This is a genomic window from Sulfitobacter sp. 1A12157, assembly GCF_043557345.1.
Taxonomy (GTDB): domain Bacteria; phylum Pseudomonadota; class Alphaproteobacteria; order Rhodobacterales; family Rhodobacteraceae; genus Sulfitobacter.
The window spans coordinates 154,947-178,373 of record NZ_JBIFFV010000008.1 but is presented as its reverse complement, the minus strand read 5'-3'; the positions used below and the strand labels follow the sequence as shown (position 1 = coordinate 178,373).

Annotated in this window: 22 protein-coding genes and 1 tRNA gene; 13 read left to right on the top strand and 10 right to left on the bottom strand. The window is 64.3% G+C overall.

All coding sequences use genetic code 11. The features are described from left to right. Positions 1 to 34 precede the first annotated feature (34 nt). Together ACGYLC_RS14470 and putA are read right to left on the bottom strand one after the other, a co-directional pair. The gene (locus ACGYLC_RS14470; RefSeq protein WP_394423474.1) at positions 35 to 1,186 is read right to left on the bottom strand and encodes an amidohydrolase; all 1,152 of its coding nucleotides are present in this window, start codon (positions 1,184 to 1,186) and stop codon (positions 35 to 37) included. 27 nt (positions 1,187 to 1,213) lie between these two features. Beyond that, positions 1,214 to 4,630: a bifunctional proline dehydrogenase/L-glutamate gamma-semialdehyde dehydrogenase PutA gene (gene putA / locus ACGYLC_RS14465; protein WP_394423473.1), complete on the bottom strand. Its 3,417-nt coding sequence runs from the start codon at positions 4,628 to 4,630 to the stop codon at positions 1,214 to 1,216. A 106-nt stretch (positions 4,631 to 4,736) separates the two neighbouring features. Between putA and ACGYLC_RS14460 the strand changes: the two genes are divergently transcribed. Beyond that, positions 4,737 to 5,213, top strand: coding sequence for an Lrp/AsnC family transcriptional regulator (locus ACGYLC_RS14460; protein ID WP_067267484.1), 477 nt, complete (start codon positions 4,737 to 4,739; stop codon positions 5,211 to 5,213). Positions 5,214 to 5,305: 92 nt separating this feature from the next. Continuing rightward, positions 5,306 to 5,392 (top strand) — tRNA-Leu (locus ACGYLC_RS14455). Between the two features lie 13 nt (positions 5,393 to 5,405). Here ACGYLC_RS14455 and ACGYLC_RS14450 read toward each other — a convergent pair. Further along, positions 5,406 to 6,947 (bottom strand): MHYT domain-containing protein, encoded by a 1,542-nt coding sequence (locus ACGYLC_RS14450; protein WP_394423471.1) that lies wholly within the window; start codon positions 6,945 to 6,947, stop codon positions 5,406 to 5,408. A gap of 167 nt (positions 6,948 to 7,114) precedes the next feature. Here ACGYLC_RS14450 and ACGYLC_RS14445 point away from each other — a divergent pair, with 167 nt between their 5' ends. After that, a complete protein-coding gene (locus tag ACGYLC_RS14445; RefSeq protein ID WP_394423469.1) occupies positions 7,115 to 7,852 on the top strand; it encodes a PAS domain-containing protein in 738 nt (245 codons plus the stop codon). Between the two features lie 67 nt (positions 7,853 to 7,919). On the opposite strand, the gene metG is transcribed toward ACGYLC_RS14445, so the two are convergent. Beyond that, positions 7,920 to 9,632: a methionine--tRNA ligase gene (metG, locus tag ACGYLC_RS14440; protein WP_394402310.1), complete on the bottom strand. Its 1,713-nt coding sequence runs from the start codon at positions 9,630 to 9,632 to the stop codon at positions 7,920 to 7,922. A gap of 70 nt (positions 9,633 to 9,702) precedes the next feature. After that, positions 9,703 to 10,926 carry an MFS transporter gene (locus ACGYLC_RS14435; protein ID WP_394402307.1) on the bottom strand — a complete coding sequence of 408 codons (1,224 nt, stop codon included), beginning with the start codon at positions 10,924 to 10,926 and terminating at the stop codon, positions 9,703 to 9,705. 154 nt (positions 10,927 to 11,080) lie between these two features. On the opposite strand from ACGYLC_RS14435, the gene ACGYLC_RS14430 reads away from it, so the two are divergent. Genes ACGYLC_RS14430 through ACGYLC_RS14420 form a run of 3 tightly spaced genes read left to right on the top strand, consistent with a single transcriptional unit; the run spans position 11,081 to position 13,630 of the window. Further along, positions 11,081 to 12,124: an aldo/keto reductase gene (locus ACGYLC_RS14430; RefSeq protein WP_394423467.1), complete on the top strand. Its 1,044-nt coding sequence runs from the start codon at positions 11,081 to 11,083 to the stop codon at positions 12,122 to 12,124. Between the two features lie 38 nt (positions 12,125 to 12,162). Further along, positions 12,163 to 12,669: a lipocalin family protein gene (locus ACGYLC_RS14425; RefSeq protein WP_394423465.1), complete on the top strand. Its 507-nt coding sequence runs from the start codon at positions 12,163 to 12,165 to the stop codon at positions 12,667 to 12,669. A 40-nt stretch (positions 12,670 to 12,709) separates the two neighbouring features. Beyond that, positions 12,710 to 13,630, top strand: coding sequence for an EamA/RhaT family transporter (locus tag ACGYLC_RS14420; protein WP_394423464.1), 921 nt, complete (start codon positions 12,710 to 12,712; stop codon positions 13,628 to 13,630). Here the strand turns inward: ACGYLC_RS14420 and ACGYLC_RS14415 are convergent. Next, complete coding sequence (locus tag ACGYLC_RS14415; protein WP_394423463.1) at positions 13,627 to 14,322, bottom strand: DNA mismatch repair protein MutT; 696 nt, start codon at positions 14,320 to 14,322, stop codon at positions 13,627 to 13,629. The two genes, ACGYLC_RS14420 and ACGYLC_RS14415, sit on opposite strands and share 4 nt — an antisense overlap. Before the next feature lie 42 nt (positions 14,323 to 14,364). Then, positions 14,365 to 14,781, bottom strand: a complete 417-nt coding sequence (locus ACGYLC_RS14410) for a DUF983 domain-containing protein (protein WP_394402293.1) — start codon at positions 14,779 to 14,781, stop codon at positions 14,365 to 14,367. A gap of 220 nt (positions 14,782 to 15,001) precedes the next feature. On the opposite strand from ACGYLC_RS14410, the gene ACGYLC_RS14405 reads away from it, so the two are divergent. The 5 genes from ACGYLC_RS14405 (at position 15,002) to ACGYLC_RS14385 (ending at position 17,731) form a co-directional block, all read left to right on the top strand. Further along, positions 15,002 to 15,613, top strand: coding sequence for a calcium sensor EFh (locus tag ACGYLC_RS14405; protein ID WP_394423462.1), 612 nt, complete (start codon positions 15,002 to 15,004; stop codon positions 15,611 to 15,613). A 46-nt stretch (positions 15,614 to 15,659) separates the two neighbouring features. Continuing rightward, entirely contained in the window at positions 15,660 to 16,256 is a 597-nt protein-coding gene (locus ACGYLC_RS14400; RefSeq protein WP_394402288.1) for an RNA polymerase sigma factor, read from the top strand. Next, complete coding sequence (locus ACGYLC_RS14395; protein WP_394402285.1) at positions 16,249 to 16,605, top strand: hypothetical protein; 357 nt, start codon at positions 16,249 to 16,251, stop codon at positions 16,603 to 16,605. The genes ACGYLC_RS14400 and ACGYLC_RS14395 overlap by 8 nt, the downstream gene beginning before the upstream one ends. 1 nt (position 16,606) lies before the next feature. Continuing rightward, positions 16,607 to 17,113: a periplasmic heavy metal sensor gene (locus tag ACGYLC_RS14390; RefSeq protein WP_394423460.1), complete on the top strand. Its 507-nt coding sequence runs from the start codon at positions 16,607 to 16,609 to the stop codon at positions 17,111 to 17,113. Between the two features lie 111 nt (positions 17,114 to 17,224). Further along, the gene (locus ACGYLC_RS14385) at positions 17,225 to 17,731 is read left to right on the top strand and encodes a hypothetical protein (protein WP_394423458.1); all 507 of its coding nucleotides are present in this window, start codon (positions 17,225 to 17,227) and stop codon (positions 17,729 to 17,731) included. Here ACGYLC_RS14385 and ACGYLC_RS14380 read toward each other — a convergent pair. The 3 genes from ACGYLC_RS14380 to ACGYLC_RS14370 are packed head-to-tail and all read right to left on the bottom strand — an operon-like array spanning position 17,728 to position 20,242. Continuing rightward, on the bottom strand, positions 17,728 to 18,276 hold the full coding sequence (locus ACGYLC_RS14380) for a TadE/TadG family type IV pilus assembly protein (protein WP_394402278.1): 549 nt from the start codon (positions 18,274 to 18,276) through the stop codon (positions 17,728 to 17,730). The two genes, ACGYLC_RS14385 and ACGYLC_RS14380, sit on opposite strands and share 4 nt — an antisense overlap. After that, positions 18,276 to 18,815 (bottom strand): TadE/TadG family type IV pilus assembly protein, encoded by a 540-nt coding sequence (locus ACGYLC_RS14375; protein ID WP_394402277.1) that lies wholly within the window; start codon positions 18,813 to 18,815, stop codon positions 18,276 to 18,278. Before ACGYLC_RS14375 ends, ACGYLC_RS14380 begins: the two co-directional genes overlap by 1 nt. Beyond that, positions 18,812 to 20,242 (bottom strand): pilus assembly protein TadG-related protein, encoded by a 1,431-nt coding sequence (locus ACGYLC_RS14370; protein WP_394423456.1) that lies wholly within the window; start codon positions 20,240 to 20,242, stop codon positions 18,812 to 18,814. The genes ACGYLC_RS14375 and ACGYLC_RS14370 overlap by 4 nt, the downstream gene beginning before the upstream one ends. A gap of 345 nt (positions 20,243 to 20,587) precedes the next feature. Here ACGYLC_RS14370 and ACGYLC_RS14365 point away from each other — a divergent pair, with 345 nt between their 5' ends. Further along, positions 20,588 to 22,018 (top strand): Glu/Leu/Phe/Val dehydrogenase, encoded by a 1,431-nt coding sequence (locus ACGYLC_RS14365; RefSeq protein ID WP_394423455.1) that lies wholly within the window; start codon positions 20,588 to 20,590, stop codon positions 22,016 to 22,018. Between the two features lie 152 nt (positions 22,019 to 22,170). Then, entirely contained in the window at positions 22,171 to 23,424 is a 1,254-nt protein-coding gene (locus tag ACGYLC_RS14360; protein ID WP_394423453.1) for a sarcosine oxidase subunit beta family protein, read from the top strand. Positions 23,425 to 23,427: the final 3 nt, after the last annotated feature.

Here is a 23,427-nt window from a genome sequence, read left to right as displayed (position 1 = left end):
GTCATGACCTTAGCTGCGCCCGCGGGGGCTTCTGTCAAGCAGAACCGAGCAAATCCCGCGCGATCCGCTCAAAAATACCGGCACCTACGGGGATCAGATCATCGGGAAAATCGTAATCGGGATTGTGCAGGGCGGCATAGCCCTCGCCGGGGCCGAGGCAGAGCATCGCGGCCTTGGCATCGCGCCCGAACAGGCCGAAATCCTCGGAAGCGCGCATCGGCAGGTTTTTCTGCCCATGCGACACACCGAGCGCGTCCATCGCCGCGGCGGCGATCGCGTAAGCTTCGGGGTGGTTGATGGAGGCGGCGAAATGGTCGGATTCTGCGAAAGCTGCCGTCAGGCCATGGGCCTCGGTCACGCGGGCGACTTCGGCGCGCAGGGCCGCTTCGATCTCGGCCAGCGCCGCGTCGCGGGTGCTGCGCAGGGTGGCGTAAAGCGCGGCTTCGCCCGGGGCGACGCCAAAGGTCGGCTCGCCCATGCGCAGATGGGTGAGGGTGATGAGACGGAAGTCATCGTTAAGCGTCCCGCCGGGGCCGAGCGCCTGCAGCACCGGGATCAACTCGGCCAGTGCAAGGGCGGGGGAGGTGCCGTCTTCGGGGGTGGCGGCATGGGCGGTCTTGCCGTGCAGGGTGACGGAGATGCCTTTTGAGGCGCAGTTGATCAGCGCGGGCGCGGTGTCGACATGGCCAAAGGGGCGGCCCGGCTCGACGTGAATGGCAAAGGCATAACCGGCGGCGATCTGGGCATAGGTAGGGTCGTTCACCACCGCCCGCGCGCCGCTGCCGTCCTCTTCGGCGGGCTGGAACATCAGCACCACGCGGCCTTTCGCAACGGGGCGGCGCGCGATCATCCGTCCGAGCGCCAAGAGCATGGTCATATGGCCGTCGTGGCCGCAGACGTGGGACTTGCCCGGCACCTTAGAGACCCAAGGAATGTCATGTTCCTCGGGGATCGGCAGGGCGTCGAGTTCCGCGCGGAAGAGCACCGTAGGGCCGGGGATGCCGCTGTCGAAGACCGCCGCTACACCATGCCCGCCAAGACCGGTGAGGATGCGGGTAGGGGCAAGTTTCTCCAACTCCGCCGCGATGGTCCGGGCGGTCTCGACCTCCTCGCCCGAAACCTCGGGATATTGGTGGAGCGCCCGGCGAAACTGCGTCAGTTCTTCGATATCGCGGTTCGTCAGCATGGCGCTCCCCCTAATTGTGCGGCCCGTTCAGGCCATCATCCCCAAGAGCTGTGCATTGCCGCCCGAGGCGGTGGTGTCAACACAGACATGCCGCTCGGCGCGCACGCGCGCGGTGTCGGGCTTGCCGCGCAGCAGCGGGATGATCGCCCCCTCGCGGGCCGCCAGCGCCTTGTCGATCTGCCGCGCCGTCTCCTCATCGCCCCACCAGAGCACGCCGCCATAGGCCGGGCCGGTGGTGAGCGCGTCGGGGGCGATCCGGCCTGTGGCCTCGACCGCGACACCGCCGAGGGCGCGCACGGCCTTGGCCTGCGCCGTAGCCGCCTCGGCCCCCGGTCCCATGCAGAGAAGCGCGGGCCGGGGCAGAGTGGAGAGGCGGTTGCTCTCGCCGGTCGGCCCGGGCATCGACTGGGTTTCAAGCACGGTGGAGGGATGCGCGGGGAGGTCGGGCAGGCTTTGCTGCGCGTTGTCCCATGTGCCCGCGGCCTCCTGATGGTCGGGCGCCGCGAAGCGGGGCAGATAGTTCGGCCCGCCCGCCTTCGGCCCGGTGCCCGAGAGCCCCTCGCCGCCGAAGGGCTGGCTGCCGACGATGGCGCCGATCTGGTTGCGATTGACGTAGATATTGCCCGCCTCGATCCGCTCCGAGACATGCTGCACCCGGTCGTCGATCCGCGTGTGCAGACCGAAGGTGAGCCCGTAGCCGGTGGCGTTGATCGCGTCGATCACATCGTCGAGTTCATGGCTCTTGAAGGTCGCCACATGCAGCACGGGGCCGAAGATCTCGCGCTTCATGTCGGCGATGCCGCCCACCCGCAGGATCGCCGGGCCGACGAAAGTGCCGGTCTCGGGGGCTTTCAGTTCCGCGATCAGCCGGCCTTCGGCGCGGGCGGTCTCGATATGCTCCAGAATGGTCTTGCGCGCGGCCGCGTCGATCACCGGGCCGACGTCGGTCGAGAGATGCCACGGATCGCCCATGCGCAGCGCCTGCATCGCGCCCTTGAGCATGGTGATCAGGTCCTCGGCGATATCCTCCTGCACGTAGAGGCAGCGCACCGCCGAGCAGCGCTGGCCCGCGGACTGGAAGGCGCTTTCGACGATCGCCTGCACGGCCTGTTCGGGCAGGGCGGTGCTGTCGACGATCATTGCGTTCAAGCCGCCGGTCTCGGCAATCAGGGGCGTGCCGGGGGCGCAATGCTCGGCCATGTTGGCGCGGATGCGCAGGGCGGTGGCGGTGGAGCCGGTGAAGGCCACGCCGTTCACGCGGGCATCGCCGGTAAGCGCAGCCCCCACCTCGCCGCCGCCGGGCAGCAGTTGCAAGGCTGCGCGCGGCACGCCGGCCTCGTGCAGCACCTTGACCGCCAGATGGGCGATCAGCGGGGTCTGCTCGGCCGGTTTGGCGAGCACCGCGTTGCCCGCCGCCAGCGCCGCGGTGACCTGCCCGCAGAAGATCGCCAGCGGGAAGTTCCACGGCGAGATGCAGGTGAAGAGGCCCGCGGGCGGCTCGTTGGTCGCCTGTGCGGCGTAGTAGCGCAGGAAGTCCACCGCCTCACGCAACTCGGCGACGCAGTCGGGCAGGCCCTTGCCGGCCTCGCGGGCGAGCAGGGCGAAAATCTCGCCAAAGCGGTCCTCGAACATGTCGGCGGCGCGCAGAAGCGTGGCGCGGCGGGTGTTGAGCGAGGCGTCCCAAGGGGCAGCATGGTCAAGCGCCGTGGCCACGTCGGCCTCCGAGGCCGGGCGCACGGTACCGGGAGAGGCCTTGCCGGTGGGGTTGGCGACCGGTTGGGGAGCCTCGGGCGCGGCCTTGCCGGCCAGCAGCGGTGCGGCTTCCCATGTCGCCTCGGCAAAGGGGGCGCGGGCCTCCTCGATGGCGGCGAGGGTCGGGGTGTGCGCCAGATCGAAGCCCCGCGCATTGGCGCGTTGCGACTGGAAGACTTCCGGGCCTTTCGGGATCGTCGGGATCGCGTCCTGCAACTGGTCGAAGGGATCGGCGGCCACGACCTCGGGCGGTACGTCCTCGTCGACGATCTGGTTCACGAAGCTGGAGTTCGCGCCGTTCTCCAAAAGACGCCGGACGAGATAGGCCAGCAGATCGCGGTGCGCGCCGACGGGCGCGTAGATGCGGCAGCGGGTGCCGTGCTTGCGCTTGACGATGTCATGCAGCGTCTCACCCATGCCGTGCAGGCGCTGGAACTCGTAGGCCTCGGGGTCTTCGGCCATATGCAGCACGGCGGCGACGGTATGGGCGTTATGGGTGGCGAACTGCGGGTAGATGCGGTCGGTCATGCCCAGAAGTTTGCGGGCATTGGCGATGTAGCTCACATCCGTGGCCGCCTTGCGGGTGAAGACCGGGAAACCGTCGATCCCCTCGACCTGCGCGCGCTTGATCTCGGTGTCCCAATAGGCGCCCTTGACCAGCCGCACCATGATGCGGCGGTCGTGGCGCTGCGCCATGTCGTAGAGCGTGTCGATCACCACCCCGGCGCGCGGGCCATAGGCCTGCACGACCACGCCGAAACCGTCCCAACCGGCCAAGGCGGGCTCGCCCATCACCGTGTCGATGACCTCAAGCGAGAGCGCGAGGCGGTCGGCCTCCTCGGCGTCGATGTTGAGCCCCATGCCAGCCGATTTCGCCAGAAGCGCCAGCGCCCGCAGGCGCGGCACCAGATCGCGCATCACGGCCTCCTCCTGCGCCAACTCGTAGCGCGGGTGCAGGGCCGAAAGCTTGACCGAGATGCCCGGGTTCTTGCGGATGTCGTCATGGGTGCAGGCATCGGCGATGGCCGAGATCGCGCGGGAGTAGCTGAGGTGATAGCGTTTCGCATCCGCCTCTGTCCGCGCGGCTTCGCCCAGCATGTCGTAGCTATAGGTGAAGCCCTTCTTTTCCATGCCGCGGGCGCGTTTCATCGCCGCCTGAATGTCCTCGCCCAGCACGAACTGGCGGCCCATCTCACGCATCGCGCGGCTGACGGCGGTGCGGATCACCGGCTCCCCCAGACGTTTGATCGCCGCGCGCAGGTGGCGCACCGGGCCGGGCTGGTCGTCGTCGAGCACGCGGCCCGTCAGCATCAGTGCCCATGTGGAGGCGTTAACGAGGCTCGAGGTCGAATGCCCCATGTGGCGGCCCCAATCGGAAGGTGCGATCTTGTCCTCGATCAGCGCGTCGATGGTCTCGGCATCCGGCACGCGCAACAGCGCCTCGGCCAGACACATGAGCGCCACGCCCTCTTCGGTGCTGAGGCCATATTCGGCGAGGAAGACCTCCATCATGCCGGGGGCCGAGGTGCCACGGATGTCACGCACCAATCCCGCCGCATCGGCGGTGATCTTGGCGCGGTCCCCGGGCGACAGATCGGCCTGCGCTTTAAGTTCGGTCAGCAGCGCGTCAGGCTCGGCATAGGTGCGCGCGTCGATGGTTTGGCGAAGGGCGGGGGCGTGATCGAGGGCCATGGCAAGCTCCAGTTGATGTTTGGACCAGAATACCGCATGTTGAGAAGGCTAATCGACTTAATGTAGACGTCACGATAGTCGTTATGACTGAAGAAGAGGGGGCGGCATGTCAAATGAGCTTTTCAATCTGGACCGGTTTGACAGTGCGATTCTCTCGGTGTTGGCCGAGGATGGGCGCATCAGCATCACCGATCTTGCCCGACGCATCGGCCTGTCGAAATCCCCCACCCAAGCGCGGCTGCGCCGGTTGGAGGAAAGCGGCGTGATCCTCGGCTATCGCGCCTTGTTGGACCCGATCCGGCTGGGGCTGGATCATGTCGCCTTTGTCGAGGTGCGCCTGAATGACACACGCGAGGCGGCCTTGCGGGCCTTCAACCTCGCCGTGGCCAAGGTGCCAGAGATCGAACAGGCCCATATGATCGCGAGCCATTTCGACTATCTGATCAAGGTGCGCACGCGGAACATGTCGGAATATCGCCGCTTTCTGGGGGAGGTCATCTCAACCCTGCCGCATGTGGCCAGCACCTCGACCTATGTGGCGATGGAGGCGGTGAAGGAAACCATGCTCGCCGATACGGCCTAAACCGCAGCCACAGAACCTTAGCCCCTGAACCTTGAGGCTAGGGCCATTCGCCCATTTACACCGCCCGCGTGATGCTTATTGTGCGCCCCGATGCGGGCGTGATGGAATGGTAGACATACCAGACTTAAAATCTGTTGGGGCGTAGCCCCGTGTGGGTTCGAGTCCCACCGCCCGCACCAGCTTTTCAAAGACTTAGCTTGCTTTCGCCAGCCTCGCAGGCGTTACCACTTGCGTGGCCCCGGGGATGAAGACGGTAAAGGTCGTGCCCTGACCGAGCGTGCTTTTGACCGTGATGTCACCGCCATGGGCGAGGGCCAGCTTCTTGCAGATCGCGAGGCCCAGCCCGGTGCCGCCTTCGGCGCGGTCATCGGCGTCTTCGATCTGGGTGAAAGCCTCGAAAATGCGGTCGAGATCCTGCGCGGCGATGCCGACGCCATTGTCCTCGACCTCGAAAACGAACCCGCCCGCCTGTGGGCGGGCGCGCAGGTAGATGTCCCGCGCCTTGGAGAATTTCAGCGCGTTGCCGACGATATGGCCCAGCAATTGGAGGCTGCGGCGGCGGTCGGCGGTGACGGTTAGCGGTGGGGTGTCGATATGCAGCGTGGCGGTCTTGTCATGCGCGGAACCGTGGTGCGCTTCGACGACCTCTTCCAAAAGCGCGCGGGTCTCGAAGGCGGTCTTGTCGAGCGCGAGGTCGTTCAACTCCATATTCGTATAGTCGAGGATATCGTTGATAATGGTCAACAATTGCCCGCCCGCGAATTTGATGCGCTGGCCGTAGAGTTCCGCCTGATCGCCCATCTTGGTGAAATGTTCGGACTGCGGTTTCTCATCCGGGCCGAGCTTGGCAAGGTTGTGGCGTTTGAGTTCCGACATGAAACTGGCGTAGCCGATCACGATGGTCAGCGGGGTGCGCAATTCGTGGCTCAGCACGCTCATGAATTCCGACTTTGCCCGGCTGGCGCTTTCGGCGGCATCGCGGGCCTGACGCAGTTCCTCGACGCTTTCGTTGCGGGTGCGGTTTTCGACCACATAGCTAAAGAGCGCGGCCAGCGCGATGATGGCGGCGGTCCCGGCGATGATCAGCGCGATCAACTTGTACTCGACCGGATTGACGTAAAGCGGCTGCGCGGCCAGCGGGGTAACCTGAAAGGCGGCCATGCCGGTGAAATGGAGCAGGTTGATCGCCTGCGCCAAAAGCGCCGTCATCCACAGCACGCTGCCCTTGCCCCCACGGCCCGCCGCGGCAAGCGCGAGGGTCGCAAGCACGACCGCGATGATGACGGAGGCGGTCAGATAGCCCATGTCCCAATGGATCGTGCCCTGCACGCGATAGGCGACCATGCCGGTATAATGCATGGCCGAAATCGCCAATCCAAAGATCGTCCCGCCCAGAACCGTGGCCCGCCGGGATTTCAGCAGCCCCGCGATGACGACACCCAGGATCGAGCCGACGATGGCGATGATCAGCGACAGGAAGGTGAGCGTGAATTGGAAGGTCGCCGGCGCGTCGAGCTGATAGGCAAGGATCGCGATGAAATGGGTGCACCAGATCGTCACCCCCGCCGTCATCGCAGTCAGATAGCACCAGATCAGCGCCTGTGGGCGGGGCTGTTCAAGCACATGCTTATAGAGCCGCGACACCACCCAACTGCCGAAGATACAAAGCAGCGCTGCAAGCAGCACAAGTCCGAGGTCGTGATCGTGGTGAATTGTATGGGCGACCCGGAACATCTTTATCCTATCTGATATTAACACTTGGTTAATAGCTGTCGGAATAGGGCCAAAATAAGGCTCTCGCAAGTTCACACTGTGCCTACATTTTTTAACTCGGTCGTAAGACCTTGCCACTAATCCTGCGCCAAGTCGGCAGTGGGACAGGATGAGGCAGAGACAGGCGTATGGCGGGATTTGGGAAGGGTGTGAGATGGCTCAACCATCTGCAGCAAAAGGCTTTTCGCCTGCGCGGCTATGGTGCGCGGATGCTGACCTTTGCACCGCTGCGTCGCGTTTTTGGGCGTGGCAAACGGCGTGAGATGGCGCGCCTGTCCGGGGAAGATACCGCCCGCCATGAGGGCAGGCTTACCTCGGGGCAACTTCCGCTCATCTCCATCGTATTCGCGGCAGAGCGGCGCATGTTTAGGCAGAACCTAGATGGCGGGCTGCCCAAGGCGGGGCTTCGCGGGGCGCTTGTGCCCTCTCTTGGCCCCGCGGGCGGGAAGGGGGCGGCGGGTGACGCCATCCTGTCCCCCGTCAAAGCCGATATGGTCGAAATCGAGGTGGTTTTTTCCCCCGATGGGCGCGTTTGCCACGCCAATGAGGCGGCCTGCGGGGTTACCTATGGGCTGGGGGATTGTCTGATCGGGCAGCATATCGGCGAACTGTTCGGGCCGCGGCTTTGCGATGGGGCAGAGATCGACACGCTTTGGGCGCAGGCGCTTGCGGGGCAGACGCCGCAGGGCGGCTTTCAGATGCACCCGGGGGAGGAGACGGCCCGGATTGTCCACGGATGGCTCACCGCGGCGCGGGATCCCGAGGGGCGGGGGCATGGCGTCCGGTTTCGGGGTGTGGAGGCGGCGGCGAATGGCGTGGGACCGGTGCGCGCGGTGCCAGACGTAAAGCGGGCGCGGGGCGGTTAGCCGAGCGCTTCTGCCGTAGAACGAAACAGCGGCGCATGACCGCGCGCCGCCGTTCCTACATTTCTGATCAGTCGCGCTTACCGGCGAAGCGTTCGGCCCAGCTTTCGCGGTCCTCATCGCTGATCTTGGCAAAAAGCACCTCGGGCACTTCAAAGCCGTGGCCGGGGGCAAGCTTGCCCAAGGCCGTGGGCACATCGTCGGGCCACGGCATGTCGTCGACCTTCATCGCCGCCAGCATCGAGGCCGAGGCCGTGGGGATGAAGGGTGCGGAAAGCACGGCATAGAGCGGGATCAGGTTCAACGCCAGCCGCACCTGCGCCGCCGCGCGGTCGGGGTCGGTCTTGAAGGTGGTCCAAGGCGCTTGGGCTTGCAGATATTCGTTGCCCGCAGCCCAGATGCCGCGCAGTTCGGCGGCGGATTTGCGAACCTCCATCGCCTCCATCAGCGTCTCGTAACGGGCGACGCGGGCGGTGATGTCTTCGATAAGCGCCTGTTCCGCCTCGCCGTATTCACCGGCCTCGGGCACCGCTTCGCCGAATTTGGAGCGGCAGAACTTGGTGATCCGGCTGACGAAATTGCCCAGCACGTCGGCCAAGTCCTTGTTCACCGAGGCTTGGAAATTTTCCCAAGTGAATTCGGCATCCGAGGTCTCGGGCGCGTGGCTTAGGAGCCACCAGCGCCAGTAATCCGCCGGTAGGATCTCCAACGCCTGATCCATGAAGACGCCGCGCCCGCGCGAGGTGGAGAACTGACCGCCGTCATAATTGAGGTAATTGAAGGACTTGATGTAATCCACCAGCTTCCACGGCTCGCCGGACCCCTTGATTGTGGCGGGGAAGCTCAGGGTGTGGAAGGGGACATTGTCCTTGCCCATGAACTGGGTATAGCGCACGTCTTCGGCGCCCTTGTCGGTGCGCCACCAGCTTTCCCAATCGGTGCCCTTGCCCGCATCGACCCATTCCTGCGCGCAGGCGATGTATTCGATGGGGGCGTCGAACCAGACGTAGAAGACCTTGCCTTCCATCCCCGGCCAGTCCTGATCGCCGCGTTTCACCGGCACGCCCCAACTCAGGTCGCGGGTGATGCCGCGATCTTGTAGCCCGTCGCCGTCATGCAGCCATTTCTTGGCGATGGAGGTGGTCAGCACGGGCCAATCGGTCTTGCTGTCGATCCAGGCGTCGAGTTCGTCCTTGAGTTGGCTTTGCTTCAAAAACAGGTGCTTGGTCTCGCGCATCTCCAGATCGGTGGCGCCCGAGATGGTCGAACGCGGGTTGATCAGATCTTCGGGGTCAAGCTGCTTGGTGCAATTGTCGCATTGATCGCCGCGCGCATCCTCGAACCCGCAGTTGGGGCAGGTGCCCTCGACATAGCGGTCGGGCAGGAAACGCCCGTCGGTCGGCGAGTAAATCTGCCGTTGGGAGACTTCCTCGATCAGCCCTTGATCCGCCAGAGCACCGGCAAAATGCTGGGTGAGCTTGCGGTTCTGCGGGCTGGACGAGCGGCCAAAGTGATCGAAGGACAGGCCGAAGCCTTCGGCGATACGGGCCTGTGTTTCATACATCTCGGCGCAATATTCATCGACCGGTTTGCCCGCTTTCGCGGCGGCAAGCTCGGCGGGGGTGCCGTGCTCGTCCGTGGCGCAGAGGAACAGAACATCCTGCCCCCGGCCCCGCAGGTAGCGCGCGTAGAGGTCCGCAGGCAGCTGGCTGCCCACGAGGTTACCCAGATGTTTGATCCCGTTGATATAGGGGATGGCGGAGGTGATGAGGTGGCGTGTCATATCTATATTCCCGTGCTTGGCGCAGCCTTATCGCAAGGGCTACGCCAGTTCCAGCAAAAGACGGGACCGGTCAGTCGCGGTCCCGTGCGCGGCCCAAGAGCCGCCCGATGAGAAAGCTGGTCCGTGGTGCGTAGACGTAGGGCGTTCGCTTGGCCAAGGTGGGCCGCGCGCGCATCCGGGCAAGGCCAAAGACCACCAGCCCCCCATGCGCCGCCGCGATCATCGCAAAAAGCGCCGCCGCGCCGAAATTGTCGATCAGAACCGAGGCGAGATAGGGCGCGCCGATGGCACCCAGAGCGAAAAAGAACATCAGGGCGGCGGAAAGCTCCACCCGTTCGTCGGAACTGGCAAAGTCATGGGCATGGGCGGCAGAGACCGAATAGATCGGAAAGGTCGTGGCGCCAAAGAGCCCGGCGGAGAGCATGATCCCCGCCGTGCCATAGCCCGCGCCCATCACGGTGACCGCACAGCCGCCCATCGCAGCGACCGAAAGCCAAATCAGAACCCAGCGGCGGTCGAACTTATCGGCCAGCATCCCCATGGGATATTGCGCCAGCGCACCGCCCAGCACGAAGGCGGCAAGGAACCACGCGATTTGCGGCGCGCTGAGGCCGACTTCTTGGCCGTAGATCGGCCCGACCATCCGGAAAGACGCGCTTGAGACGGCGGCCACGATGACCCCCGCCGCCGCCAGCGGCGAGCGGTCAAAGGCAAGGCGGGGGCGCAGGCGCGGCTGGCTCGGTGTGTCGGGCGGGCGGACTTTGGTCAGCGTCAGCGGCAAGAGGGCGGCGCAGCAGCCGATGGCCAGCAAATTGTAAGAGACGTAAGACGCCGGGGCGAGCACGCCCACGATCAACTGCGCGGCGAGAGAGCCGCTCATGTCCACCACCCGGTAGATGCCCATGGTGCGCCCGCGCGTCTCATTGGTGACCTTGGCCTGCATCCATGCCTCGATCACCGTATAGCAGCCCGCCACGCACATGCCCGAGGCGACCCGCATCAGCCCCCATGCATAGGGGTCCACGACCATCATATGCGCCATCAGACCGATCGACCCGGCAGCGGTGAAAGCGGCAAAGGCGCGGCTGTGGCCGACGCTGCCCATCAGCCGGGGCGCCCACCAGCAGCCGATGAAGAACCCCAGAAAATGCGCCGAGCCGAGCATACCGATTTCCTGACGGCTGAACCCAAGCTGCGCGCCTGACAGCACGTCGATTGGCCCCACACCCCCGGTGGAGAGTTGCAAAAGGATGACCGAGAAGAACAGGGCGGCGAAGGAAATGAGCAGGCGCATGGGCGCAGATTGCGTCCATTGCTGCCCGAACGAAAGGCCGAATGCGCCGGGGCTGCGCTTTTGTCGGCGCGCTAGGATCGACTGAGGGCAATTGCCCTTGCGATGGCCGGGCAGGCGGCTAGGTTGCGGGCAAATCACAAGCGAGGACAAAAAGATGAAGATGAAAAAGCTCGGCTCCAGCGATATCGAGGTCTCGCATTTCTGTTTGGGCTCCATGACATGGGGCACCCAGAACACCGCCGAGGAGGGCCATGCGCAGATCGACCGCGCGCTGGAGGCCGGGATCAACTTCATCGACACCGCCGAGATGTACCCCGTGAACCCGATCAGCGCCGAGACGATTGGCCGGACAGAAGAGATCATCGGCCAATGGGTCGCCCGCGACAAGCGCCGGGACGAGGTGGTTCTGGCCAGCAAACATTCCGGCGAGGGGATGCAGCACGCCCGCGACGGCGCGCCGATTTCCTCCGACACGATCCCCGGCGCCATCGAAGGTTCGCTGAAGCGCTTGCAGACGGATTACATCGACCTTTACCAATTCCACTGGCCCAACCGCGGCAGCTATATGTTCCGCAAGAATTGGCACTACGACCCGTCGAGCCAGAACCGGGCCGAGACCATGGCGCATATGGAAGACGCCCTCGGTGCGCTGCAGCGTGAGGTCGAGCGGGGGACGATCCGCGCCTTTGGCCTGAGCAACGAAAGCGCTTGGGGGCTGACCCAATGGGCCGCCGTGGCCGAACGGGTGGGCGGGCCGCGCCCGATCTCGGTGCAGAACGAATATTCGCTGATGTGTCGTTTGGCCGATACCGATGTGTCCGAGACCTGCGTTAATGAGCAGATCGACATGCTGGCCTTCTCTCCGCTGGCCGCGGGCTTGCTGACCGGGAAATATCAGGGCGGGAAGATCCCCGCCGGGTCGCGTCTGGCGCTGAACGAAGACCTCGGCGGTCGGGTCACCCCCCGCGCCTTTGAAGCAGTCGCGGCCTATCTTGACGTGGCCGAAAAACATGGGCTCGACCCGGTGCAGATGGCGCTGGCATGGTCTGCGACACGGCCCTTCATGGGCTCTGTGATCTTTGGCGCGACCAGCCTTGAGCAGCTTGACGTGGCGCTTGGCGGGGCGGAACTGAGCCTCAGCGATGAGGTGATGGCCGATCTCGACGCGGCGCATAAAGCCCATCCGATGCCCTATTGATGGGCCGCCTTGGGATGCATTTGGCGCGGCGGGGGGCCATGCTGCTGCTGTTGGGCGCCCTCGCGGCGTGTAGCGGCAGCGAGGCGCCGCCCGCGCAGACCGGGTTTCGCGATGCGGAGGCTTTGATCGGAGCCACCAGCCGCTATGACGCGGCGCGTTTTGGCGGCGATTGGCAGGTCCGGGCGGCATTCCCCGGTGACGCCGACCTGCAAGCCGTGACCTTTGCGCCGGAAGGGCCGACCCTGATTGAACAGCGCCAGACCTGCGACAGCGCCGGATGCCGCAACACCCGTACCCTTTGGGCGCTGAGCGCAGAGGGGTCGGGCCGCTACACCATGCGCGCCGCCGTCGGCGGGGCCGAACGGCCTTTCTGGGTGCTCTGGGTCGACGAAGGGTTCCGCACCGCGGTCATCGGCAGCCCCAAGGGCGGCTATGGCTGGATCCTCGACCGTCAGGCGACAGGTGGCGCGGACCGGATCGCCGCCGCACAGGAGATCTTGGATTTCAACGGCTATGACCTCGGGGTCTTAGAGATGAGACCCTAAGGCACTGGCCCTGCCGCCCGCCTTCGGCCTATAGGCTGTTATGGACAGTGCTTTCGCCCCCGATCTGTGGATCCTCGTCACCCTTGCCGCCGCCGTCTTTCAGACCGGGCGCTTCATGCTACAAAAACATCTGGCCACCGATACGCTTTCGGCGGGCGGGGCGACCTTTTCGCGCTTTCTCTATTCCGCGCCCTTCGTGGCGCTCTTGCTGCCGCTCTATCTGGTGCTGAGCGGGCAGGGGGTGCCGCCGCTAGGGGCGGGCTTCTGGCTGTACGGGGCGATGGGCGGCACGGCGCAGATCATGGCGACGGTCTGCGTGGTGCTGTTGTTCAAGCAGCGCAATTTCGCCGTTGGCATCACTTTCAAAAAGACCGAGGTGATCCAGACCGTGCTGATGGGCTGGATCGTGCTGGGCGAGGGGGTCTCGGGCGCGGGCTTTGCGGCCATCGCCCTTGGCGTGCTGGGGCTGTTGTTGCTGTCCGGCGGAGCCGAGGCGCGGGGGCTGCGCCTTGGCGATCTGCGCAACCGTGCGGCGGGGCTGGGCATCGCCTCGGGTTCTCTCTTTGCGATCTCGGCGGTCTGCTATCGCGGCGCCTCGCTCGCCGTGGCCTCGGGCGATCCGCTGTTGCGGGCAGGGGTGACGCTGGCGGCGGTGGTGCTGATGCAGACGCTGATCATGGCCCTTTGGCTGCGGCTGCGCGAACCGGGGCAGATGCGCCGGGTCTGGGCCGCGCGGCGGATAGCGGTTTGGATCGGGCTGACCTCGATGGGCGGGTCGCTCTGTTGGTTCATCGCCTTCACCCTGCAAAACGCGGCCTATGTGAAAGCCTTGGGGCAGGTGGAGCTGATGCTGAGCGTTGCGGCCACGACCCTGTTCTTCCACGAGCGGATTTCGCGCCGGGAATGGGCGGGAATGTTGGTGCTGGCCCTGTCGATCCTGACGCTGGTGTTGGTGACCTAGCCCGTCATCGGGCGGCCATGCAGGCGCAAAAACAGGCTCTCTTCGTCGTTGTTCTTGAAAAACGGGACCGAGGCAGGCGGGCTGGTGTCGCGCGCGCGGGCGGCGACCTCGGCCATGACGACCTCGGTGATGAAGGGCATGTCGAAGGACCGCGCCCGGCTCAGCGGCACCCATTGCAGATGTGACAGCTCATCACAGGCGGCGTCGAAATCGTCGGGGTCGCTGGCGATGTCGTCGGCATCCACCAAAAAGAACCGCGCGTCGAAACGGCGCGGGCGGCCCGGCGGTGTCAGGGCGCGAAACACGAATTGCAGGGCGGAGGCGTCGGGCAAATGGCCCGTGGCTGCAAAGCTCTGCCAGTCGGGCGGCACATCCCCCTGCCATGCGCCTTTGCGGCCCAGCACCAGACCGGTCTCTTCCCAAAGCTCACGAATGGCGGCGACGGCGATGGCATGGGCGAGGGACGGCTCAGCATCGTCGCAAAGCCTGCCGTGGCAAAGCGCGTTCACCGGGGCGGCAAGGGGCACATTGGCATCGCCCGCGTCCACCGCCCCGCCGGGAAAGACGAATTTATTCGGCATGAAGGCCGCCTTTGCCCCGCGTTGCCCCATCAGGATATGCGGGGTCTCATGGCGGTCGCGCAGCACGATCACCGTGGCGGCGTTGCGGATTTTGGTCTTGTCGATGGTCATGCGGTAGCGCTCCGGCAGTCAGGGGCCGAAGGGCAGGCCGCCTCAGCTTGACCGGCCGAAACCGCCCATCCTTTTGGCCCATTGAAAGCCGATCATGGCCCCCTTCAGTCTGGGCAGAAGGTAAAGCGACAGCGCCGTGCAGCCAACCGCAAAAATGGTGAACAGGGTCAGAGGTTCGGGCCGCCAGACCGCATAGGCGATGTGCAGCCCCGGCGCCAACAGGTGACCGACCAGCAGAATGGTCAGATAGGCCGGGCCGTCATCGGCGCGGTGATGATGGAACTCTTGACGGCAGACCGCGCAGTCGTCGTTCACTTTCAGATAGCCATGCAGCAACTCTCCGCCCCCGCAGGAGGGGCATTTGCCACGCCAACCGCGCAGCATGGCAGGCAGGCGGGGCCGCTCTTCGCTGGCGTCGGTCTCTGCGGTGTCGGGGGACAATTGCTGTGTCTGTGACATGGGGGCGATCCTCTGGTTGAGGGATAGATGCAGTCTGGGGCGTGAAATGAAAAGACCGGAGGTTGCCGTTGCGGCGCCATGTCGCGCAGGGCGGGTCTTTGCCGATTTTTTCGAAAAAAGTTTGGAAACCTGCGACGGAAGTTTCGGGCTTTGCCGTTTGACCCTGTGATCGCGGCGCAAAAGCGCGAGACGATCTTTAAGAAAAACGAGGAGTATCAAGATGACCATTCGTACCAATATGAAGATCGCAGCCCTCAGCGGATTGTTGGCCGTGGGTGCCGTGGCCGCCACCGCCCAGCCGAACGGGCAGGACCGGTTCCAGCAGCTTGACGCAGATGGCAACGGTGCGATCACGCAGGCAGAGTTTCAGGCCCATGCCGAGGCGCGTTTTGCCAAGGTTGATGCCGATGGCGACGGTTTCGTGACCGGCGAAGAGTTGAAGGCCGCAGGCGATGCACGCCGCGCCGACCGCGCCGCCAAGATGGTTGAGCGTTTCGACACCGATGGTAACGGCAGCCTCGACGCCTCCGAATTGGAAGCCATGGGCGACAGACACGGTGGCAAGCGCGGCGGCAAAGAGGGCGGCAAGCACGGTGATAAGCACGGTGATAAGGGCGCCCGCATGATCGAGCGCATGGACGCCAACGACGACGGCAAACTCTCGATGGAAGAGATGACGCAGCGCCATGATCCGGCCAAGATGTTCGAGCGTCTGGACGAAGACGGCAACGGCAGCATCAGCGCCGAAGAGTTCGAAGCGGCGAAAAAAATGCATGGCAAGCGGCACCACAAGGGTGACAAAATGCACCATGACAAGCCGCAGCGCGATTAAATGAAGCCTCGGGCGCGTTTGATCATGGCGCGCCCGGACCTTAGCCATGGACGGGATGCAGGATTTGCCCAACGCGCAGCAGGATGCGGATGCCGAATTGTTGCAACGCTATGCCAATGGCGATGCGGCGGCGGCGCGGGTGCTGACCGCGCGGCTGGTGCCACGCCTCCACGGCCATGCGCTGCGGGTGCTCGGTGACCGGGCCGAGGCCGAGGATGTGGCCCAGGAGGCGATGCTGCGGCTTTGGCGTCAGGCGCCGAAGTGGCGCGTGGGCGAGGCCAAGGTGACCACTTGGCTCTACCGTGTCGTGGCCAACCTCTGCACCGACCGTCTGCGCCGCCGGGGGGCGGGGGTGGCCGGGCTCGATGATGTGGCGGAACCTGCCGATCCGACCCCCGGTGCCGCGCAGAAGATACAACAGGCCGCGCGTGTGGACGCGCTGCAACAGGCGCTGGCCACTTTGCCCGACCGCCAGCGGCAAGCGGTGGTGTTGCGCCATATCGACGGTATGGCCAATCCCGAGATCGCCGAGGTGCTGGGCATCGGGGTCGAAGCGGTGGAAAGCCTGACCGCGCGGGGCAAACGGGCATTGGCCGCGCAATTGTCGGCACAACGGGACGCATTGGGGTTTGAAAATGAGTGACTTCGACGATCTGGAAGATTTCTTTGCCGCGGCCCGGGCCAATCCGCCACAGGTCTCGGCCGATTTGCAGGCGCGGGTTCTGGCCGATGCCGAAGCGCATATGCCCAAAGCGCCGCGCCAGCCGTGGCACCGAGCGCTCTGGCAACTCTTGGGCGGTGCGGCGGGGCTGAGCGGTCTTGCAACCGCTGCGGCTGTCGGGGTTTGGGTCGGTGTGGCACCGCCCGAGGGTATGCCGGATTTGGCTGGGCAGTTCGTAACCGGCACATGGGAGACCGAAACCTCGGACCTCACGGTGGCTGACACAGGCAGCGAATTCGGTGGATTTGGCTGGGACATGGAGGAAAGTTGAGATGACACAGGATCCCACACCACGGCGCAGGCGCCTCATGCGGGTGGCCCTTGGCCTGTCACTGGCGCTGAACGTGATGATCCTCGGCGCGCTTGGCGGGGCAATGTGGCGTCACGGTGGGCCGGGGCCGCATGGCGGGGGCGATTTGCCGGGGCTGCGCAGCTATGCTTCGCCCTATGTGCAGGCGCTGCCACCCGAGGCACGGCGCGGGCTGCACGGGAAAATGCGCACCAGTGGCAAGGCGCGGCACCTCGACCGGGAAGCGCGGCGCGCGCTTTACGACGAAATGCTCGCCGCGCTTCGGGCCGAGCCGTTTCAGGCCGATGTGGCCGCCGCGGTGCTGGCCGCGCAGGGCGAGGCTGCCGCGGGTGTTCAGCAGGTCGCTCATGAGGCGTGGTTGGCCGAGGTCAGCGCGATGGATGCCGCTGCTCGCCAAGACTATGCCGATAAGCTGCAACAGCGGTTGGAGGCGGGGCCGCCCGGCAAGAAAGGCAAACGCGAACGCTGAGCGGCCCGGTGCCCGGTCTTGCCCTTTGCCAGACGGCGGGCTAGGCCGAGGGTGAATGACCCCGGCAGGGGCGGCGTCAGCTGGCCCCTTGCCCCTTAGAAAGCCCGGCCCATGACCGACACTTCTCAGACCATGCACAGCGGCGCGGAAACCGTGCTGGCCACGGCCAAGGCTTCACCCGCGCGGCGGGCGGTGGGGCTTTTGGCTCTGACGGGGCTGGGGCTGCTGTTGATCTACTCCGCGCTGACCCGCTCGCCCGATCCGGTCTGGCAGACCGTGCTGGTGTTGGTGGGGCTGGGCTTTATCGCGATTGCCGAGGTGATGCGCCGCGCCACCGCCAGCGCGGTGGAACTGACCGAAGAGGCATTGCGCGATGCCGATGGCCGGGTGATCGTCCGCATGGACGAGATCGCGCGCATTGATCAGGGCGCTTTCGCGGTCAAACCTTCGAACGGTTTCCTGCTCAAGACCAACCGCCGCGTGGCGCGGGGCTGGCGTTTGGGCCTGTGGTGGAGCCTTGGCCGCCGGATAGGCGTGGGCGGCATGACCCCGGGCAATGAAACCAAGCTCATCGCCGAGATCATCCGCGCCAAACTGGCCGAGCGTGAGGCCGCTTAACCGTCCGACCAGACCGTGCGCGGCGCATAGCGCGGGCGCGTGAAGACGAAGTTGTGGATGTCGCGCCGCTCCAACCCGGTTTTGAACAGCGGCTCGAAGTCGCGCCATGTCTCGACCAGTGTGACACGTTCGTTGTCGGGCATGACGGGCAGCTTTCCATGCCAGTTGCGCACATCGTCGCTGGTCAAAGGCTGGACCGTTCCGCGCACCTGCGACCAATCCGCATGGTAGCGGTTGTTTTCCGCGTCATACCAGAGCGAGCTGACCCGGATCGCGGTTTGCCCGGTGCCGCGGGTGAGATAGTCGAAGAGTTGTTGCATTCCTTGGAGATAGTCCGCGTCAATCGCCTGCGTCTCACGCGAGATGGCATCGCCGATGGTATAGGCCGCCGTCTGGTTGAGGTTGTACATCCGGAAGGTGTCAAAGGTCGAATACATTGCCAGATAGGCCCAGAACATCAGCGGCAGCATGATCACCGTCTCAACGGCGATGGAGCCATCCTCGCGCCCTTTGAACCGGGCCAACAGATTGCGGAAAACGCGCATCAATTCGGCTCCTGCACGAAGGCCGCGCTTGAAATCATGGAAACCCGGCCCGCGCCGTCTTTCTCCAATGCATAGCCAAGGCCGGTGGTGGGAAAGAAGGGCTCGAACCGCGCGCAGGCGCGCAGCAGCATCAGCTGATGCTCGACCCCAAGGGTCCAGCCCCGCACTGGTCTGGGGTCTTCGGAGGTGTCGACGCAATCGGGCGACTGGTCGAAGCTGGCGAAATTGCGCGGGTCCACGCGGATCATCTCAAGTCGCAGGGTCTCCTCGCAGTCATCCAGGAAGATCGCGGCCTCGCAGATTTTGTCCTTGATGGTCTGATGGGTCATCGGGGTATTGGTGTTCAGCCGAACATAGCGCACCGTCATGTCGAGCCCCCGGTCAAGGAACATGTGGCGGATGGCGTAAAAGCTCATTTCGACGGACATGAGCAGGCAGCCGAAGAGCAGCGGCGACAGGATGGCGAATTCCATCAACATGGCCGAGCCATCTTCATCGCCGCGAAACCGGCGCCATGCCTTGATGCAGCGCTGTATCATTGCGTCAGCCTCAACTGGTTGATCTGGCGGGCGATGGCCTCGAACGCGCTGACGATTTCCACTCCTTCGACGCGGAAGAAATGGCTGTCGGAGGAGGCGCAGTTCTTCATCACCGATGCGCCATGGTCGGTCACTTCAAAGCCGATCGACCAGATCACGATGCCCTTGGCCTTGGCCGCGTCGCAGATGTTGTCGAGCAGGCTGTCGGCCCGGGAGGCGGTATATTTGGTCGAATACCAACGGTAATGCTCGCTTGAGCGGACATTGCGGTTCAGCCACCAGTAAAAGGGGTAATCGCTCCAGTGGTTGTAATGGTCCTGATTGGCATAGACTTGGGGATTGATCCGGCGGGTGGTCACGTTCACCCCGTCGGTCATCAGGATCACTGTTTTCAGCGTGTCGATATCGCCGTAGTCAGCCGGGCGCCCTTGGAAGGCCGCATCGCCGCCGATGGCCTGATTGATCGCGCGGAAGGACGGGTCGAGCAGCGCCACGCCCCATTTCATGCCCAGATGAATGGCGGTGTTCGCGCGGGGCTGAAAGTTGGAAATTCGGGCCTTGAGCGCGGCGGCGTTCTGCGAATAGGCGGCCACCTCTTCGTAGTCCCGCTTTGGGCAGCCGGGGTTGTAGATATTGTCATAACGCCCGGTGTTGTCGCGGTGATAGCCGTTCCAGCTATAGCCCGCCTCGAAATGTTGCATATGCTCATAGCTGCGGGTCTGGCTGATGGCGGTGAGGTCAAACTCGCTATCGTCGAAATCAACGCAATGGGAAAAGGAATGCAACTGGGTGATGTTCAACTCATCCATGATGTCCTTTCCGACGTTGACCTGCGCGGTATAGGGCACGACGGAGATCGAGATCAGGTCCGCGTTCTCGGGCTTCAGCACGGTGTCGATGAAGGCGTCGCTCGCGTCATGCAGGTTGGCCATCTTGCCGTTCTCCCGCATGGAGCCGGAGATATCGAGCACCATGGAAATCTCGACCTTGTTAACCTTTTCCTCCGCCGTAGATTTGGCAGGGACATGCAGCCGGTCTTGGCCGAATTTGCTCATGAACATCGTGTTGAGCGTGCGCGAGGCATCGACGGTGACGCGGCGGTAGTTCAACCCTTCGTCGACCGTCACGCTGGACACGTATTCGGCCAGCCCCGCCTTGTCGAAATAATCGCGGGCCACGGCCTCGGGGCTGAGCGTCTGGTCGAGATCGGCTGCCGCCAGCACGGCCCGGTCGGCCACGGCCTGCACCCTTGCGCGTTCGCGCTCATGGCGCATCAGGTCCACGCCGATGCCCCCCATGAGGATCATCAGCAGGATCATCAGAATGGCGAAAAGCGTGACCAGCCCGTCTTCCTCCCGCGCGAAGCGGCGCAGCAGGGCGGCCAGGGGCCGTCGGGGGTTCTCCGAACTGTAAGACGTTTCGCGCATCGTCGTTAACCTTTCTTCCGTGGCGTCCTGCGGGCGCCAATGGGAATGGGCAGCATTTGCCTTGCCCTGTTGTGCTGCGGGAAAGTGTCCAGAGTTTGGCGGGTCTGGGGCAATAGGCGGCTCTTTAGGCTGGTTTTCAGCGCCGTTTTGGGGCGATTTCCACCAAGCGGGGAGGGGGTGGCGGTTCGCCCCTACCCACGGTTGATAAAGTTTTGAAAATCGCGAGGAATTGGGTCGCGCCCGGTCATGAGGCGTCCTACGGTGCGACAGCATGCCCCTAGGGCAGCCAGATGAGTCGCGCCTGCGAACAATGAGACCGCGACCGGACAAGAAGAGGAGAGACCGATGAATCCAGCCAATGAGCCGAGTTTCCGCGACAGTGTGGACCTGATGTTCAATCGCGCGGTCGCGCTGATGGATTTGCCGCCCGGTCTCGAAGAGAAAATCCGCGTCTGCAACGCCACCTACACGGTGCGTTTCGGCGTGCGTCTGCGGGGGCGGATCCATACGTTCACCGGCTACCGTTCGGTCCATTCCGAACATATGGAGCCTGTGAAGGGCGGTATCCGCTATTCCATGGCCGTGAACCAGAACGAGGTCGAAGCGCTGGCCGCGCTGATGACCTATAAATGCGCGCTGGTGGAAGCGCCCTTTGGCGGCTCCAAAGGCGGGCTGTGCATCGACCCGCGCGACTATGATGAGCACGAGCTTGAACTGATCACCAGGCGTTTTGCCTATGAGTTGATCAAGCGCGACATGATCAACCCCGCGCAGAACGTGCCCGCCCCCGACATGGGTACCGGCGAGCGTGAGATGGCTTGGATCGCGGACCAGTACAAACGCATGAACACCACCGACATCAACGGTGTGGCCTGCGTCACCGGCAAGCCGATCAACGCGGGCGGCATCCAAGGCCGGACCGAGGCGACAGGCCGCGGTGTGCAATACGCGCTGCAAGCCTTCTTCCGCGATCCCGAGGGGCTGAAGAAAGCGGGCCTTGCCGGCAAGCTCGAAGGCAAACGCGTCATCATTCAGGGTCTCGGCAACGTGGGCTATCACGCCGCCAAATTCCTCAGCGAAGAGGATGGCGCAAAGATTACCGCGATCATCGAACGTGACGGTGCGCTTCACAGCGAAGGCGGGCTCAACGTCGAGGCGGTGCACAAGTGGATCGAAAAGCACGGCACGATCAAAGGCTATGCCGATGCGAAGTTCGAAGAGGATGGCGCCAAGTTTCTGGAAGCGGACTGCGATATCCTGATCCCCGCTGCGCTGGAGGGGGTGATCAACCTTACCAATGCCGAGCGTATCAAGGCGCCCCTGATCATCGAAGCCGCGAACGGTCCGGTGACCGCCGGGGCGGATGAGGTGCTGCGCAAGAAGGGCACGGTGATCGTGCCTGATATGTATGCCAACGCGGGCGGTGTGACGGTCTCTTACTTCGAATGGGTCAAGAACCTCAGCCACATCCGCTTTGGCCGCATGCAGCGCCGCGCCGAGGAATCGCGTCACCAATTGGTGGTGGATGAGCTTGAGCGGCTGAGCGCGGATAAGGATCTGGGCTGGACGCTGAGCCCGAACTTCAAGGAAAAGTACCTGCGCGGTGCGGGGGAGTTGGAACTGGTCCGCTCCGGTCTCGATGACACGATGCGTACGGCCTATGAGGCGATGGCCCATGTCTGGCACAGCCGCGACGATGTCGATGATCTGCGCACGGCGGCCTATCTCGTCTCGATCGAAAAGGTCGCGGCGAGCTATCACGCCAAGGGGCTTTGAGGGGCACATCGCCTGTCTTGAAGTGACCGAAAAAGGGGCGTCTTGCGCCCCTTTTTGCCGTCCGGGGGCGGAGGAGGAGCAGGAAGCGTTTTCGGTCATTGATACTTGCGCCCCAAGTTGCTTGACTGCGCCCAGACCGGGGGAGGCGAAAGATGCGATTTTCAGGACTGCGGGTGTTGCGCGAAGGCTTGACCGGCAATCGGGGTTGGACGGCGCAATGGCGCGATCCAGAGCCGCAGGCGGAATATGACGCGGTGATCATCGGCGGCGGGGGGCATGGGCTAAGCACGGCCTATTACCTCGCCAAGAACCACGGCATGACGAATATCGCGGTGCTTGAAAAAGGCTACCTTGGCGGGGGCAACGTCGGGCGCAACACGACCGTCGTGCGCGGCAATTACTTTCTGCCCGGCAATTCCGAGTTCTACAGCCATTCGCTCAAACTCTGGGAGGGGCTGTCGGAAGAGTTGAACTATAACGTGATGTTCAGCCAGCGCGGCGTGATCACCCTGTTCCACTCCGACGCGCAGCGCGATGCCTCGGCCCGGCGCGGCAATGCGATGATCAACCAAGGCGACGATGCGGAACTGCTTGACCGCGCGGGCCTGCGCAAACTGCTGCCCTATCTGGATTACGACAATGGCCGCTTTCCCATCCACGGCGGGTTGCTGCACCGGCGCGGGGGCACGGCGCGGCACGATGCGGTGGCCTGGGGCTATGCGCGCGGTGCGGACCAGCGCGGCGTCGATCTGATCCAGCAATGCGAAGTCACCGGCATCGACATCGAGAACGGCCGCGTGCGCGGCGTGCAGACCACGCGCGGGGCAATCCGGGCCAAAAAGGTGGCGATCGTGACGGCGGGGCGCTCGGGGCAAGTCGCCGCCATGGCGGGGATGCGCCTGCCGATTGAGAGCCATGTTTTGCAGGCCTTCGTCTCCGAAGGGCTCAAGCCTGTGATCGACCATGTGATCAGCTTTGGCATGGGGCATTTCTATATCAGCCAGTCCGACAAGGGCGGGTTGGTCTTCGGCGGTGATCTGGATTTCTACGCCTCCTACGCGCAGCGCGGCAACCTGCCGATGATGGAACATGTGATGGAGGCGGGGATGACCCTGATGCCGATGATCGGCAAGGCCCGTGTGCTGCGCTCTTGGGGTGGGATCATGGACATGACGCCCGATGGCAGCCCGATCATCGACAAGACCGAGACCGAGGGTCTGTTCGTCGACTGCGGCTGGTGCTACGGCGGCTTCAAGGCGGTGCCCGCCTCGGGCTATGCGCTGGCGCATCTGATGGCCACCGGGCAGCCCCATGAGACGGCGGCGGGCTTCAGGCTCGACCGGTTCCGTTCGGGCGAAGGTCTGATGGATGAAGAGGCCACCGGGTCTCAGCACAACTTGCACTGAGGG